The organism is Ancalomicrobiaceae bacterium S20 (assembly GCA_040269895.1).
Lineage (GTDB): Bacteria > Pseudomonadota > Alphaproteobacteria > Rhizobiales > Ancalomicrobiaceae > Methyloraptor > Methyloraptor flagellatus.
This window is the reverse complement of the sequence record CP158568.1, coordinates 2,912,178-2,926,421: the sequence shown is the minus strand read 5'-3', so window position 1 is coordinate 2,926,421 and position 14,244 is coordinate 2,912,178. Positions and strand designations below refer to the sequence as shown.

Below are 14,244 nucleotides of genomic sequence, written 5' to 3'. Positions count from 1 at the left end.
CTTGGTTCGCCGGGTTCGACTGAGGCGCGAGGCCGAAGACGACCTTCTCGCGATTCATCGCTACATTGCCCGCCGGGCGTCACCGATTATTGCACGGCGATATCTCGATCGGATCGGTGGTTTCCTCGAAAGTCTGGGCCACACGCCGGAACGAGGCTCGATCCGGGACGACGTTCGGCCGGGCCTTCGGATCATCGGTTTCGAGCGGCGTGTGAACGTTGCCTTTGTTGTAGAGGCGGACGAGGTCGTCGTGCTTCGCATTCTCTACGGCGGCCGCCAATTCGGCGGGTAAGACCGGCAACCATCAACATTCCAGATCGATCCGCTCCAAACTATTGACTGGTGCCTATCAGAAATTCCGACAATCCTGACCGAAAGCGAACCGTTTCAACACCGTTTTCCGGAGCCCCGGCCATGGCCTCGCCCTCCACCGCTGCCGCGCGTCCCGCGGGCTCGCGTTTCTCCCTCGCCACCATCGTGATCTGCGGCTGTCTTGTGGCGGCGATCAACTTCGGCCCGCGGTCGTCGATGGGCTTCTTCCAGCTGCCGCTGATCGGCGAACACGGCTGGAGCCGCGAGACCTTCTCGCTCGCCATGGCGATCCAGAACCTGATGTGGGGCGTCGGCGCGGCGCTGTTCGGCGCGGCGGCCGACCGGTTCGGAACGGCGCGGACGCTGGCGCTCGGCGCGGTCGTCTACGCGATCGGCATTCTGGTCATGGCCTGGGCGCCGGCGCCGGTCTGGCTGCACGTCGGCGGCGGCGTGCTCGTCGGTCTCGGCGTCGCGGCCTCGTCCTTCGGCATCGTCATGGCCGCCCTCGGCCGCGTCGTCTCGGCCGAGAAGCGCACGCTGGTCTTCGGCTTCGCCACCGCGGCGGGCTCGTTCGGCCAGTTCTTCTTCTCTCCGCTCAGCCAGGCGTTGATCCAGAACTTCGGCTGGCACGACGGCCTGATCGCGCTCGCCGGCATGCTGATGCTGATCCCGCTGCTGGCGATCCCGCTGCAGGGCCGGCCGACGCCGCGCCAGGCCGGCGAACGCGATCAGACGATCGGCGCCGCGCTGGCGGAAGCCTTCGGGCACCGGAGCTATCTGCTGCTCGTTGCCGGCTTCTTCGTCTGCGGCTTCCAGGTCGCCTTCATCACCACGCACTTCCCGGCCTACATTCAGGATCTCGGTCTCGAGGCCAGGTGGGGCGTGATCGCCCTGATGCTGATCGGGCTGTTCAACATCGTCGGTTCGCTGTCCTCGGGCTATCTCGGCATGCGCCTCTCCAAGCGCTACATGCTGTCGTTCATCTATCTGGCGCGCTCGGTCGTGTTCACGGCCTTCATCCTGATCCCGCCGACGCCGCTGACCGTCGTCCTGTTCGCCGCGACCATCGGCATTCTCTGGCTCTCGACCGTGCCGCCGACCAACGGCCTGGTCGCCCTGATGTTCGGCACGCGCTATCTCGCCATGCTCGGCGGCGTCGTATTCTTCTCCCATCAGGTCGGCTCGTTCCTCGGCGTCTGGCTCGGCGGGCGGCTCTACGACCTCAACCACTCCTACACGCCGGTCTGGTGGCTCGGCGTGGCGCTCGGCATCTTCGCCGGCATCGTCCATCTGCCTATCCGCGAGGCGCCGGTCGAGCGGCTGGCGGCGCCGCTCGTCCCGCGCGCTCAACCGGCCGAGTGAGGCGCGGGCATCCGGTCGGAAAGCGCTTTTTGGTTGCATAACCTCTTCTCCGGCGCCAAGTTGTTTTCGGCGCAGATACACGGAGGGGTGTCATGCTCGCGATCCTGAACGAACCCGGCTTCATGAAGCTCTTGGCGCTGTTGCTGACCGGCGGCTTCCTGCTGGCCATGGTGGTGGTGATGCGCACGGTTCTCGGCGCGCTGAAGGGGAGCAACTGGAGCTTCCCCGATGCGCTGTCGGAGGATGTCGCCGATCCGAGCACCCCGCGAGGCTGGGTCCTGGTGGCGAGTTCGAGCCGCTTCATCGCCTTCATCGGCGCGACCATCATGTCGACGGTGTTGGTCTTCGTGGCGGCGATCGGTATCTACAATGTCGCGATGGGCATCCCCGCGGAGACCAACATCAAGGGGCTGCTCGACGCGCTCGTGACCGGCTCGGCGACCTTCATCCCCTATGGCGTCAACAAGATGAGCGGTCTCATCTCGGGCAAGTGACGCGCGGTGGCTTGAAACGGGTCGAGCCTTGCGCCAGCTTCGCGGTCCCGACCCAGCGAGGCAGTGCACGATGACGACCTTTCCCGCGATCCGGATCACCCGCGACGAGGCGACCAAGAAGACCGCCGCCGCGCTGGTCGACTTCCCCGAGGCGGAGCTGATGGATGGCGACGTCACGGTCGCAGTCGAGTGGTCGACGGTGAACTACAAGGACGGCCTCGCGGTGACCGGGCGTTCGCCGGTGGTCCGCCGTTTCCCCATGATTCCGGGCATCGATTTCGCCGGCACCGTGCTGACCTCGGCCCACCCGGATTTCGCGTCCGGCGATGCGGTGATCCTGAACGGCTGGGGCGTCGGCGAGACGCATCTCGGCGGCTATGCCGCGCGGGCGCGGGTCAAGGGCGATTGGCTGATCAAACGGCCGGCCGGGCTCTCCGCCCGCGCCGCCATGGCGATCGGCACGGCCGGCTACACCGCCATGCTGAGCGTGCTGGCGCTCGAGAAGGCCGGGGTGACGCCGGCGCATGGCCCGGCCGTCGTGACGGGCGCGGCCGGCGGCGTCGGCTCGGTCGCGATCGCGCTGCTGGCGAAGCGCGGCTGGCACGTCATCGCGGTGACCGGGCGGGCCGAGACCGAGGGCGACTATCTGAAGAGCCTCGGCGCCGCCGAGATCCTCGATCGCGCCGAGCTCGCCGGCCCGGCGAAGCCGCTCGCCAAGGAGCGCTGGGCCGCGGGCATCGATGCGGCCGGCAGCCATGTGCTCGCCAATGTGCTGTCGATGACCCGATACGGCGGCGCCGTCGCGGCCTGCGGGCTCGCCGCCGGCATGGACCTGCCGACCTCGGTCGCGCCCTTCATCCTGCGCGGCGTGTCGCTCCTCGGCATCGACTCGGTGATGGCGCCGAAGCCGCTGCGCGAAGCGGCCTATGCGAGGCTCGTCACCGATCTCGACCTCGGAACGCTCGAGGCGATGACGCGCGAGATCGCACTCACAGACGTCTTCACGGTCGCCGAGGACATCCTGGCCGGCAAGGTGCGCGGGCGGCTGGTCGTGAAGGTGGCATGACGCCGGCCTCGCGACCGGCTCAGCTCCAGCCGCCGTGGACGGTGCGATAGAAGCTGTGCACGCCGATCTTGGTCAGGCGGATCATCTGCCGGCGCCAGCCGGGCGCGACCCAGTAGGCGTGGTAGTGCGTCGCGTCGGCGACCTCCGGCAGATAGATGCGACCGGCGGTGACCTCGCGGGCGATCTCGACCGCGCGCTTCATCGCGTCCGGCTCCTTGATCACCCGGCGCGTGCCGTCGCAGGCGAAGGAGAACTGGCAGCGGTTGCGCCAGTTGGCGTTCTGGTAGACGACGCCGCAGATCGTGTTCGGATAGGCCGGGTTCTTGACCCGGTTGAGGATCACCTGCGCAACCGCCGCCTGGCCCTTGGCCGCCTCGCCGCGTGATTCGTAATAGATGCCTTCGGCCAAGCATTTCTGCTGGCGCGGCTCCCAGACCGACAGCGGCAGCGGATCGTAGGCCCAGCCGTGCATGTGCTCGGGCAGGCGGAGCTGCTTGACCTCCGGGGCGATCGGCGCCGGGCTGGCGTCCGGCGCGCCCGGGTTCGGCGCCAAGAGCGCCTTGAACGGCGCTTCGGTGCGCGTGGCATCGCCGGCATAGCCGAGCGGTACGGCGCTAGCATCGGCCGAGGTCGCGACCGCGACGGTGCGCACCGGCTCGATCGTGCCGCGCAGCGCCGGACGCGGTCGCGGATGCGGCAGGGCAGCGAAACGCATGGGCTCGGGCTTGGCCGTCGAGGCGACCGCCGCGCCCGAGGCCTCGGCGGCCCGCGCTTCCGCGACGAGGACGGCCGCGCGGGCGGCGATGCTCGGCTCGCGTTCCGGCGCGGGATCGGCGCTCGCGACCATGGTCGCCGGCTCGGCGACCGCTTCCGGCGCGAAGGCCAGCCGCGGCATTTCCTTTTCGTCGAATTCGCCGGTCAGGTCGAAGGCGTCGAACAGCGAGTATCCGGTCGCGCGTTCCGCACCCGCCTCGGTCAGGTCCGGCGCGACGAACAGTGCGGCGTCCTTCATGGTCTGAAGCGGCCTCGGCGCGAGCAGCCGATCCTCCTTCGGGCCGGCTTGGCCACTGTCACCGTCGCCGGAGGGCACCGTGCCGGTCGTCTCCGGCGGCGCGCCGTTATCGGCGGGCACGGCCTTCGGCGTGTCGCGCAGCGGCTCGCCTGCATCGGAATCGAGCGCCAGCCGCGCCGGGGGCACAGGGATCGGGTCGCCCGGTCGTCCCGTCGCGCGCTCATCCGGGCCGGAGGGCGGCTCGCGGAACGCGACCGGCGCAACCGGTGCAGTCGCGGGTTCGACGCTCGCCGGCACGGCGACGACGGGCGCGGTGCAGCGGCGACCGGAGCGGCGGTTTCCATAAGGGCGGTGGCCGCCGGCGTCGCTTCGGTCGTGGCCGTGCCTGTGGGCGCCTGCTGGCGAATCACATCGAACGCCGCCATCCAGCCGTCGGTCGACTGCGTCACGAACACCGGCCGGCGCTCTTGGCCGGCGGCGCCGCCGGCGCCGAGCATCATCGCGGCGCTGGCGAGCAGGGCAGCGGAGAGCCGGGCGCGCGCACGGCGGCCGGTCGGCCGCGCGGAGCCGCTTGGCGGCGAGGCGGCGGGGAAGATCCGGAACAGGGCACTCTGGCGCATACGCGATCGCAACTCTCGAACCATCTGCGAACGAGCGCCCTTCGATCACCGCCGAAAGCGGTCGGCGGGGTCGGGACGGGTGGCCCGCGGGCGCGCCCGTGCGGTCACGGTCGCTCCCGAAGCGATCATGGGTCAGTAACCTTGATGCTTGGTTAAGCCGTGTGCCGATCCCGAACGCCCGCTTGAGTGGGATTTCGTGTCTCGCAAGCCGGGCCTGGGTACGGGGCGAATGCGACGGCGATCAGGCGCCGGCGAGGCGAGATTTCAGCGTCGCACCAAAGGCCAGAATGGCGGAAAACGGCTGCGTTTCCGCTTGGGCGCCGATCTGCGGCGCGACCGCCGCGAGGCCCGTGGTGCCGAACCGGACCCGGATTGCGTCCTCGATCCAGGCGCGCGCCTGCGCGGCGCGTCGGGTCGAGCGGCCACCCGCGGAGAGATGCGCGCCATGCGCCGCGACCGCCTCGCCGAGGGCGTCGAGCCCGTCGCCGGTCGCGGCCGAGATCAGCACGACCGGCGCGCGCCACTGCTCGGCCGCCATGCTGGTCAGCGTCAGCGCGCCCTCGACATCGGCTCGTGCGCGTCGCGCCGGCTCGCCCATGTCGGCCTTGGTCACGGCGACGACGTCCGGCAATTCCATGACGCCGGCCTTCATGAATTGCAGGCTGTCCCCCGAACCGGGCTGGATGCACAGCACCACCGTGTCGGCGACGAAGGCGATGTCGCCCTCGGACTGGCCGATGCCGACCGACTCGACGATGGTCAGGTCGAACAAGGCCCGCATCAGCACGATCGCCGCGATGGCATGATCCGACAGCCCGCCGAGCCGGTCGCGCGCGGCCATCGAGCGGACGAACACGCCCTGGTCGTCGGGATCGGTCCGGAGCCGCGTCCGGTCGCCGAGCAGGGCGCCGCCGGTGAACCGCGACGACGGATCGATCGCGATCACGCCGACGGTCCGCCCGGCCTCGCGCGCCCGCCGGATCAGCGCATTGGTCAGCGTGGATTTGCCAACGCCCGGCGGTCCGGTCAGCCCGAGCACGTCGCCCTTCGGCTCGGCCGCCGCGCGGTCGAGCAGGCGCGCGAGCGCCTCCGACCCGTCGGCCGTCTCGATCAACGACAACCCCGCGCCACCGCCGGCTTGCCGCCGGCACGGATGTCGTCGAGGGAGGGAGGGGCGGGTCATGGCTGGAGGCTCGTCTTCGGATCGATCGCAGGGCGAACGAGGCAGAATGCAAACGGGCGCCCCGGCATGATCCGAAGGCGCCCGTTCTCAATAACGATCCCCGCCGCGTCCGTCGATGCGGCGGAAGGACGAGGCCTTGCCAGCGCCGGCAAGCGCGGCCCGCGTCACCCCTTCTTGCCGCCCTCCAGCGCCGCCTGCGCGGCCGAGAGCCGGGCGATCGGCACGCGGAACGGCGAGCAGGACACGTAGTCGAGCCCGACCGTCTCGCAGAACTTGACCGAGGCCGGGTCGCCGCCGTGTTCGCCGCAGATGCCGAGCTTGAGGCCGGCGCGGGTCTTGCGGCCGCGCTCGGCGGCGATCTCGATCAGCGAACCGACGCCGGCCTGGTCGAGGGTGACGAACGGATCCTGTTCCAGGATGCCGGTCTTCAGGTAGGCGCCGAGGAACTGGGCGGCGTCGTCGCGCGACAGGCCGTAGGTGGTCTGCGTCAGGTCGTTGGTGCCGAAGGAGAAGAACTCGGCGCTCTCGGCGATCTTGTCGGCGATCAGCGCCGCGCGCGGCAGTTCGATCATCGTGCCGACCGAGTAGGCGATCTGGATGCGCTTCTCCTTTTCGACCGCCTTGGCGACCGCATCGACGCGCGCCTTGGCATAGTCGAACTCGCCCTTGATGCCGACGAGCGGGATCATGATCTCCGGCACCACCGGTGCGCCGGTCTTGGCGGCGGCCTCGACGGCCGCCTCGAAGATCGCGCGCGCCTGCATCTCGTAGATCTCGGGATAGGAGATCGCGAGCCGGACGCCGCGATGGCCGAGCATCGGGTTGAACTCGTGCAGCGCCTCGGTCCGCTCGCGCAGCCGCGACGCCGGCACGCCCATGGCTGCGGAGACCTCGGCGATCTCCTCCTCGGTCTTGGGCAGGAACTCGTGCAGCGGCGGGTCGAGCAGGCGGATCGTCACGGGCAGACCGTGCATGATCTCGAACAGCGCGACGAAGTCGGCACGCTGCATCGGCAAGAGCTTGGCGAGCGCGGTGCGCCGGCCGGCCTCGGTGTCGGCGAGGATCATCTCGCGCACGGCGACGATGCGGCCCTCGTCGAAGAACATGTGCTCGGTGCGGCAGAGGCCGATGCCCTCGGCGCCGAACTCGCGCGCGGCGCGCGCGTCGGCCGGCGTCTCGGCATTGGTGCGCACCTTCATGCGCCGTGCCGCGTCGGCCCAGACCATCAGCTTGGCGAAATCGCCGGAGAGCTCCGGCTTCAGCATCGGCACCTCGCCGAGCAGCACCTGGCCGGTGCCGCCGTCGATCGTGATGCGGTCGCCGCGCTTCAGCACCTCGCCGCTGGCGGTCAGCGTGCCGGCGTGCTCGTCGACGCGGACCTGGCCGGCGCCGGAGACGCAGGGCTTGCCCATGCCGCGGGCGACCACGGCCGCGTGGCTGGTCATGCCGCCGCGCGTGGTGAGGATACCCTCGGCGGCGTGCATGCCGTGGATGTCCTCCGGGCTCGTCTCGATACGGACCAGGATCACCTTGCGGCCGGCCTGCTTGGCGGCCTCGGCCTCGTCGGAGGTGAACACGATCTCGCCCGAGGCGGCGCCGGGCGAGGCCGGCAGGCCCTGGGCGACAATGCGGCGCTCGGCCTTCGGGTCGATAGTCGGATGCAGGAGCTGGTCGAGGCCGGCCGGATCGATGCGCAGCACCGCCTCATCCGGCGTGATCAGCCCTTCCTCGACCATGTCGCAGGCGACCTTGAGCGCCGCCTTGGTGGTGCGCTTGCCCGAGCGGGTCTGCAGCATCCAGAGCTTGCCGCGCTCGATGGTGAACTCGACATCCTGCATGTCGCGGTAATGGTTTTCCAGCCGCGCGCAGATGTCGATGAAGCTCGCATAGGCCTCTGGCATCAGCTGCTCGAGCGAGGGCTTGTCGGAGCCGGCTTCGATGCGCGCCTCCTCGGTCAGATCCTGCGGCGTGCGGATGCCGGCGACGACGTCCTCGCCCTGGGCGTTGACCAGGAATTCGCCGTAGAGGCGCTTGTCGCCGGTCGAGGGATTGCGCGTGAAGGCGACGCCGGTCGCCGAGGTCTCGCCGCGATTGCCGAACACCATGGCCTGGACGTTGACGGCGGTGCCCCAGCTCTCCGGGATGTCGTGGAGCCGGCGATAGGTGATCGCGCGGGCGTTCATCCACGAGCCGAACACGGCGCCGATCGCGCCCCAGAGCTGCTCGCGCGGATCCTGCGGGAACGGCCGGCCGAGCTCGTCCTCGACGAGCTTCTTGTAGTCACCGATCAGGCCCTTCCAGTCGGCGGCGGTGAGATCGGTGTCGAGGACGTAACCGTTGTCCTCCTTGAACCGCTCGAGGATCTCCTCGAAGGCGTGATGGTCGAGACCCATCACGACGTCCGAGTACATCTGGATGAAGCGGCGGTAGCTGTCGTAGGCGAAGCGCTCGTCGTCGGCCGCCGCGGCGAGGGCGATCACCGTGCGGTCGTTGAGGCCGAGGTTCAGCACCGTGTCCATCATGCCCGGCATCGAGGCGCGCGCGCCCGAGCGGACCGAGACGAGCAGCGGATCGTGGTCGGCACCGAAGCGCTTGCCGGTCAGCTTGGCGACATGGTCGAGCGCGGCGTCGACCTGCGGCGCCAGCTCGTCCGGGTAGGCCTTGGCATGGGCGGTGTACCAGGTGCACACCTCGGTGGTGATGGTGAAGCCCGGGGGCACCGGCAGGCCGAGGTTGGACATCTCGGCGAGGTTGGCGCCCTTGCCGCCGAGCAGCGCCTTCATGTCGGCGGTTCCCTCGGCCTTGCCGTCGCCGAAGGTGTAGACCCACTTCGTCATGCTTCATTCTCCCGGGGCAGCGGGCGTCGTTCTGCGGCGGCCCGTTCACGCTGCAATGCAATGCCACGCCGCGGCTTGCAAGCACAACGCTGCGAAGATCGTAATCTCGTGGGGTCAATCGCATGGCGGCCATCCGGCCCGGAATGGAACCCCGGTCGATCACGGATGGACAAGCCTGTGCGATCTGGCGTGCGATGGCTTGTGCGGCCGATTTCGATCCTTCACAACCCGACGCAAAACGGCCATGCTGGCCAGCCATAGACAAGAGCCCCCGTCCGCCGAGGGGCCGAATTTCCGGCGCCGCCATGCGTGGCGGAGCCGGCGCCGGGATCGCGAGAGCCCGGCCGATAACGGAGCCTCCGATCGATGACACGTCGTACCGCATGGTCCCGCCAGCGCCCCGGCCGCCGGCCGTCCCGCCACATCCCGGCGGTCCTCGGCGCCCTCGCTCTCGCGCTTTTGGGCGGCGCCGCCCCGCTTCAGGCCAAGCAGGTACAGGACCAGCTCAGCTTCGAGCCCCCGGCGACGCTCGCCGGCAGCTACCTCGCCGGCCGCGCGGCCTCCGCCGTCAGCGACATCGGCAGCGCGGCCGCCTTCTATCGTGAGGCGCTGTCGGCCGATCCGGGCAATCCGTTCCTGCTCGAGCGCACGTTCCAGCTCCTCGTCGCCGACGGGCGAATCAAGGAAGCCGTGCCGCTCGCCGAACGGCTGATCGCCAAGGACAAGGGCAACGCGCTGGCGCGGCTGACCCTCGGTGTCGAGGCGATGCGCAAGGGCCAGTTCGAGCGCGCCCGCGCGCACTTCCAGGCGACCCAGACCCGGCCGCTGTCCGACCTGACCGTCGGCATCCTGGTCGGCTGGACCTACGCCGGCCAGGGCGATGCCGATGCCGCGTTCCGGGTCATCGACAAACTGTCGGGGCTCGAGTGGTACGGCGTCTTCAAGAACTTCCACACCGGCCTGATCGCCGAACTGTCCAACCGCAAGATCGAAGCCGGCAAGCGGCTCTCCGCCGCCTATCAGGCCGATCAGGGCGCGCTGCGCGTGGTCGAGGCGCAGGCGCGCGACCTCGCCCGCAACGGCAAGCCCGACGAGGCGGTTCAGATCATCGAGACCTTCGAGAAGACGATCCCCGACCATCCGGTGATCGAGGCGCTGAAGGCCGACATCAAGGCCGGCAAGCAGCCGAGCTACCTGCTCGCCACGCCGCAGGCCGGCGCCGCGGAATTCCTCTATGGCCTCGGTGCCGCGCTCGGCCGCGACGGCGGCGAGGATCTGGCGTCGATCTATCTGCAGCTGGCGCTTTGGCTCGATCCGAAGGCCGAGCTGCCGCTCATCTCGCTCGCCACGATCCAGGGCCGGATGAAGCACGATGCCCGGACGCAGGAGATCCACTACAACAAGGCGATCGAGATCCTCGGCCGCATCCCGGCCGACAGCCTGATGCGGCCGCTCGCCGATATCCAGGTCGGCCGCTATTACAGCGTCTTGCAGAAGTTCGATCAGGCCGCCAAGGCGCTGCAGGCCGTGCTCGATCGCGATCCGAAGGACATCGACGCGGTGATGGCGCTCGGCGACGTGCTGCGCGCCTCCAAGAAGTTCGGCGAGGCCGCCGAGGTCTACACGCGCGCCATCTCGCAGATCCCGAACCCGGAGAAGACCCACTGGTGGCTCTTCTACAACCGCGGCATCTGCTTCGAGCGGACCAAGCAGTGGCCGAAGGCGGAAGCCGACTTCAAGAAGGCGCTGGAGCTCAGCCCGAACGAGGCCTCGGTGCTGAACTACCTCGGCTATTCCTGGATCGACATGGGCATCAATCTCGATCAGGGCCTCGACCTGATCAAGAAGGCGGTCGAGCAGAACCCCGACGACGGCTACATCGTAGACAGTCTCGGTTGGGCCTATTATCGCCTCGGCCGCTGGGACGAGGCGGTGAAGGAGCTCGAGAAGGCGGTGAACCTGAAGCCGATGGACGCGGTCATCAACGACCACCTCGGCGACGCCTATTGGCGGGTCGACCGCAAGCTCGAGGCAACGTTCCAGTGGAACCACGCCCGCGACAACAAGCCGGAACCCGAGGAACTCGTGAAGATCGAGAAGAAGCTCCGCGAGGGGCTGAAGGACGAGCCGGCCCCGGCCGCCGCCCAGATCGATCAGACACCGAAGACCAAGTCGGAGTGATACGCGGCACCGCCCGATCGATGCGCCGCCGGACGGCGCATCGACGCGCGAGCGATATCGAGACCAGCGGTCTCGCGAGACGAGGGATTGCGAAGGCGCCGGTGGGGCGGAGCGGTGGTGCTCCTCACCCCGTCGGCGCCTTTCGCGTGAGCAGCTTCTGGTAGAGAAGCCCGATGCCGACCAGCACCGCGCCGAGGCCGATGAAGGACAGCGCGCGCCAGATCCCGGTCAGGCTGCCGAGATCGATCCAGAACACCTTGACGACCGTCAGCGCCACGATCGCCGCCGAGGCGACGCGCAGCCATTTGGCATCCGCGCGCAGGCCCGCCATCAGCAGGGCGACGCCGAAGGCGAGCCAGGCGGCCGAATAGGCCCAGAGCTCCTGGTCGTCGAAGCCGCCGGCGGAGAGAACCGGCCCGTGAAACGCGCGCCGGACCGTCAGCGTCACATAGGCGAAGGCGAGCACCAGGCTCGTCACGCCGAGGAAGCCGACGAACAGCGGCGATCGGACCGGCCGCGCCAGATGGGCGGCGAGCGCAGCCGCGAGCGCCGGCAACGCATAGCCCGCGAGCAGCATGTTGAAGATCGTGCCGTCGCCGATCGAGCGTCCGGTCAGCATCGGGTTCTCGATCAGACAGGCATCGATCAGCGCCGAGAAGGCGCCGATCACGGTGAACACCGAGGCGCCGGCCGTATAGACCGCGCTGTCGAGCCGCCGCCCGGCGATCTGCGCGCCGGCGGAGAGCAGGAAGCCCATCGTCGCTACGAGGCCGGCCTCGTCGAGGCCGCCCTTGGGCGAGAACACCACATAGGCGCTGTCGAGACCGCCATGGACGAGATGGCGAATTTCGAACAGCGCCAGCAGTCCGGCGAAGACCAGCGTCACCGCCTCGATGATGCCGCGCCAGAGATCCGCGCGGGTCGAGCGGAATGTCCAGGCCGCATAGCCGAAGCCGATCACCGGGATGCCGTAGCCGTAGAGGATCCAGTTGAAGATCGGCGTGGTGCCGAGCGTGTCGCCGACGATGCGCGGATCCCACAGCACGCGGGCGAGCACGATCAGCGCCATCAGCGCCGCGAGCGGCCTCAGCACCGGGATCGGCCGGAGCAGCCAGACCCGCGCGATCGCCGGCACCACGAGCGCCAGCGCGACGGTCAGGACGCCGCGATCGAGCCCGATCGCCAGCGCCGCGCCGAGGGCGGCGAGCGTGCCGACCGCATAGGCCGCGACCGCACGCGACGGCGCGTCCGGGCTCTCCCGGCGAACCAGTGTCGCGGTGGCATAGGCCGACAGGGCGGCGAGCGCGAGGGCGAGGCCGGCGAAGGCGATGTCGCGCTCGAACCCGCTCGCCCGCAGCCAGGCGGCGACCAGGATCAGCGTCGGTCCGACGACGCCGGCGGCGGCGAACCAGCCGGCGCTCCGATCGGCCTGCGGCGTCGCGCGGCGGGCGCCGGCGAAGCCGATCGCGCCGATCGCCACGCCCGAGACGAGCGCGACGGTCAGGAAATCGGCGATCACGCGCGGCCGGACGGCGACCAGGCCGTCCGCGCCGATCGCGAACGTGTCGTTGACGAGGCTGCCCGCGACGTCGACCGACCAGCCGAGCACGGCGAGCGCCGCCGTGGTCGCGGCGACGACCGCCGCCGGCGCGACCGCCGGAATGCGCAGGCCGATCAGCATCGGTCCGAGCACGACCAGCGCCAGCAGCAGACGGCTCGCGACCCCGTGGCCGTCGGCATCGAGGGCCATCAGCGTCAGCACCGATACGATCGCGAAGGCGCCGACGCCGGGCCAGTCAATGGGCCGATCCGCCGGCTCGAAGACGATGTCGTCGATGCCGATGACCAGGAACACGGCGACGAGCACGCCGAGGCCGCCGACATACATGCAGAAGGGCAGGGCGTGGACGTGATCGGCCAGCGCCATGGCGCCGATGACAAAACCCCAGAACAGCGACAGGGCAAGGGCCGAGAGCGCGACCCACAGCCAGAGCCGCACGCGAGCGATGGCGAAGCTGGTCGCGGTGACGACCAGCAGATAGGTGACGAGCGCCGGCGTGTTGGGCGTCGTCGAGGCGACCAGCACCGGCGTCGCATAGGCGCCGAGCGCGCCGAGGACGGCGAGCCAGGGGCCGTGCAGAATGGCGGCGACCATCGCCGCGACGCCGATCGCGCCGAGCGCCAGGAACGCGGTCGCCGGGCCGATGAAGCCATAGAGCGCGTGCGCGCCGTAGACGGTCGCGAAGGCGCCCACCGTGCCGGCGGCGGTGAGCACGCCCGGAATATGGGCGCTCGGCACCCCCGCGAGATCGAACCGGATCTCGCGCCGCCGCAGCCATTCCCCGGCGCCGACCAGCGCCGCCGAGAACAGGCCCGCGAGGGTCAGCCGCGCGGCCGGGCCGAAATAGCCCTGTTCGATCGTGAACTTGACCAGGAAGATCGCGCCGAGCGCCAGTGCCACGCCGCCGACCCACACCGCCCAACGCGTGCCGAGCGTCTCCTCGAGCCCGCGCGGTGGCGTGGCCGGGCGCGGTGCCGGCGCGCTTTCGGTCGCCGTCGTACCGTCGACCACGATCTCGTCGGCACCAGATGCGGCATCGGCCCCCGGCTGCGTCTCGGCCTGCATCTCGGCCGGCCCCTGGCCGGATCGCGCCGCTTCGGGTGCCGGCCGCGTCGTCTCGATACCGGGAAGCGGCGTCGCCGACTTCGCGCGCGCCAGTGCATCGAGCTCGGCCGCGGCGCGACGGCGGCGCTGCTCGGCCGTCTCCGAGGACGGTGTCGCCACGGTCTCGGACGGCGCTTCGATCCCGAGCCGGGCTTCGACGGCCGCGAGCCGTTCTCCGATCGCATCGAGCCGCGCGGCCAGCGCGGCAACCTCGCCGGGAGTCGCGCCGCTGCTGCGGCTCAACGCGGCGATCCGGCCGCGGGCGCCCAGCACCATGACGAAGGCCGAGATCGCCAGCGCGGGAACGCCGACCACGAGCAGGAGACCGAGCAGGATCAGCAAGCCTTCATCCATGAAGCAAAGCCCGTCCGAGGTTATGAACGACGTTCAATGTACAGCATCTGCGGCGCCGCGCAACGCCCGCTCCGAGCCGCTCCGCAGGCCGGTCCGTGGGGCCGGCGGCGGCGTCGCGGGTCGACTGCGCGGTCCCGATCTCCCGTCGAGACGAGAAA

Annotated in this window: 9 protein-coding genes; 5 read left to right on the top strand and 4 right to left on the bottom strand. The window is 70.0% G+C overall.

Annotated elements, in window-relative coordinates; all coding sequences use genetic code 11:
• Window position 1: 1 nt before the first annotated feature.
• The 4 genes from ABS361_13325 (at window position 2) to ABS361_13310 (ending at window position 3,234) form a co-directional block, all read left to right on the top strand.
• Window positions 2–292: a type II toxin-antitoxin system RelE/ParE family toxin gene (locus tag ABS361_13325; GenBank protein ID XBY43084.1), complete on the top strand. Its 291-nt coding sequence runs from the start codon at window positions 2–4 to the stop codon at window positions 290–292.
• 122 nt (window positions 293–414) lie between these two features.
• Window positions 415–1,674 (top strand): MFS transporter, encoded by a 1,260-nt coding sequence (locus tag ABS361_13320; GenBank protein ID XBY43083.1) that lies wholly within the window; start codon window positions 415–417, stop codon window positions 1,672–1,674.
• Window positions 1,675–1,766: 92 nt separating this feature from the next.
• The gene (locus ABS361_13315; GenBank protein XBY43082.1) at window positions 1,767–2,168 is read left to right on the top strand and encodes a hypothetical protein; all 402 of its coding nucleotides are present in this window, start codon (window positions 1,767–1,769) and stop codon (window positions 2,166–2,168) included.
• 70 nt (window positions 2,169–2,238) lie between these two features.
• The gene (locus ABS361_13310; GenBank protein ID XBY43081.1) at window positions 2,239–3,234 is read left to right on the top strand and encodes an MDR family oxidoreductase; all 996 of its coding nucleotides are present in this window, start codon (window positions 2,239–2,241) and stop codon (window positions 3,232–3,234) included.
• 19 nt (window positions 3,235–3,253) lie between these two features.
• Here the strand turns inward: ABS361_13310 and ABS361_13305 are convergent, their stop codons facing one another.
• The 3 genes from ABS361_13305 to ppdK form a co-directional block, all read right to left on the bottom strand.
• Complete coding sequence (locus tag ABS361_13305; GenBank protein XBY43080.1) at window positions 3,254–4,432, bottom strand: cell wall hydrolase; 1,179 nt, start codon at window positions 4,430–4,432, stop codon at window positions 3,254–3,256.
• A gap of 675 nt (window positions 4,433–5,107) precedes the next feature.
• Window positions 5,108–5,980 (bottom strand): methylmalonyl Co-A mutase-associated GTPase MeaB, encoded by an 873-nt coding sequence (locus ABS361_13300; GenBank protein ID XBY43079.1) that lies wholly within the window; start codon window positions 5,978–5,980, stop codon window positions 5,108–5,110.
• Window positions 5,981–6,213: 233 nt separating this feature from the next.
• Window positions 6,214–8,886, bottom strand: coding sequence for a pyruvate, phosphate dikinase (gene ppdK / locus ABS361_13295; protein ID XBY43078.1), 2,673 nt, complete (start codon window positions 8,884–8,886; stop codon window positions 6,214–6,216).
• 366 nt (window positions 8,887–9,252) lie between these two features.
• Here ppdK and ABS361_13290 point away from each other — a divergent pair, with 366 nt between their 5' ends.
• The gene (locus ABS361_13290; GenBank protein ID XBY43077.1) at window positions 9,253–11,067 is read left to right on the top strand and encodes a tetratricopeptide repeat protein; all 1,815 of its coding nucleotides are present in this window, start codon (window positions 9,253–9,255) and stop codon (window positions 11,065–11,067) included.
• A 124-nt stretch (window positions 11,068–11,191) separates the two neighbouring features.
• On the opposite strand, the gene ABS361_13285 is transcribed toward ABS361_13290, so the two are convergent.
• A complete protein-coding gene (locus tag ABS361_13285) occupies window positions 11,192–14,086 on the bottom strand; it encodes a DUF2339 domain-containing protein (protein ID XBY43076.1) in 2,895 nt (964 codons plus the stop codon).
• Between the last annotated feature and the right edge of the window lie 158 nt (window positions 14,087–14,244).

Excerpts from the sequence above, each read along its gene's own strand:
- ABS361_13290 (XBY43077.1), top strand. The coding sequence starts at position 9,253 with ATGACACGTCGTACCGCATGGTCCCGCCAGCGCCCCGGCCGCCGGCCG.
- ppdK (XBY43078.1), bottom strand. The coding sequence starts at position 8,886 with ATGACGAAGTGGGTCTACACCTTCGGCGACGGCAAGGCCGAGGGAACC.
- ABS361_13285 (XBY43076.1), bottom strand. The coding sequence starts at position 14,086 with ATGGATGAAGGCTTGCTGATCCTGCTCGGTCTCCTGCTCGTGGTCGGC.
- ABS361_13320 (XBY43083.1), top strand. The coding sequence starts at position 415 with ATGGCCTCGCCCTCCACCGCTGCCGCGCGTCCCGCGGGCTCGCGTTTC.
- ABS361_13310 (XBY43081.1), top strand. The coding sequence starts at position 2,239 with ATGACGACCTTTCCCGCGATCCGGATCACCCGCGACGAGGCGACCAAG.
- ABS361_13315 (XBY43082.1), top strand. The coding sequence starts at position 1,767 with ATGCTCGCGATCCTGAACGAACCCGGCTTCATGAAGCTCTTGGCGCTG.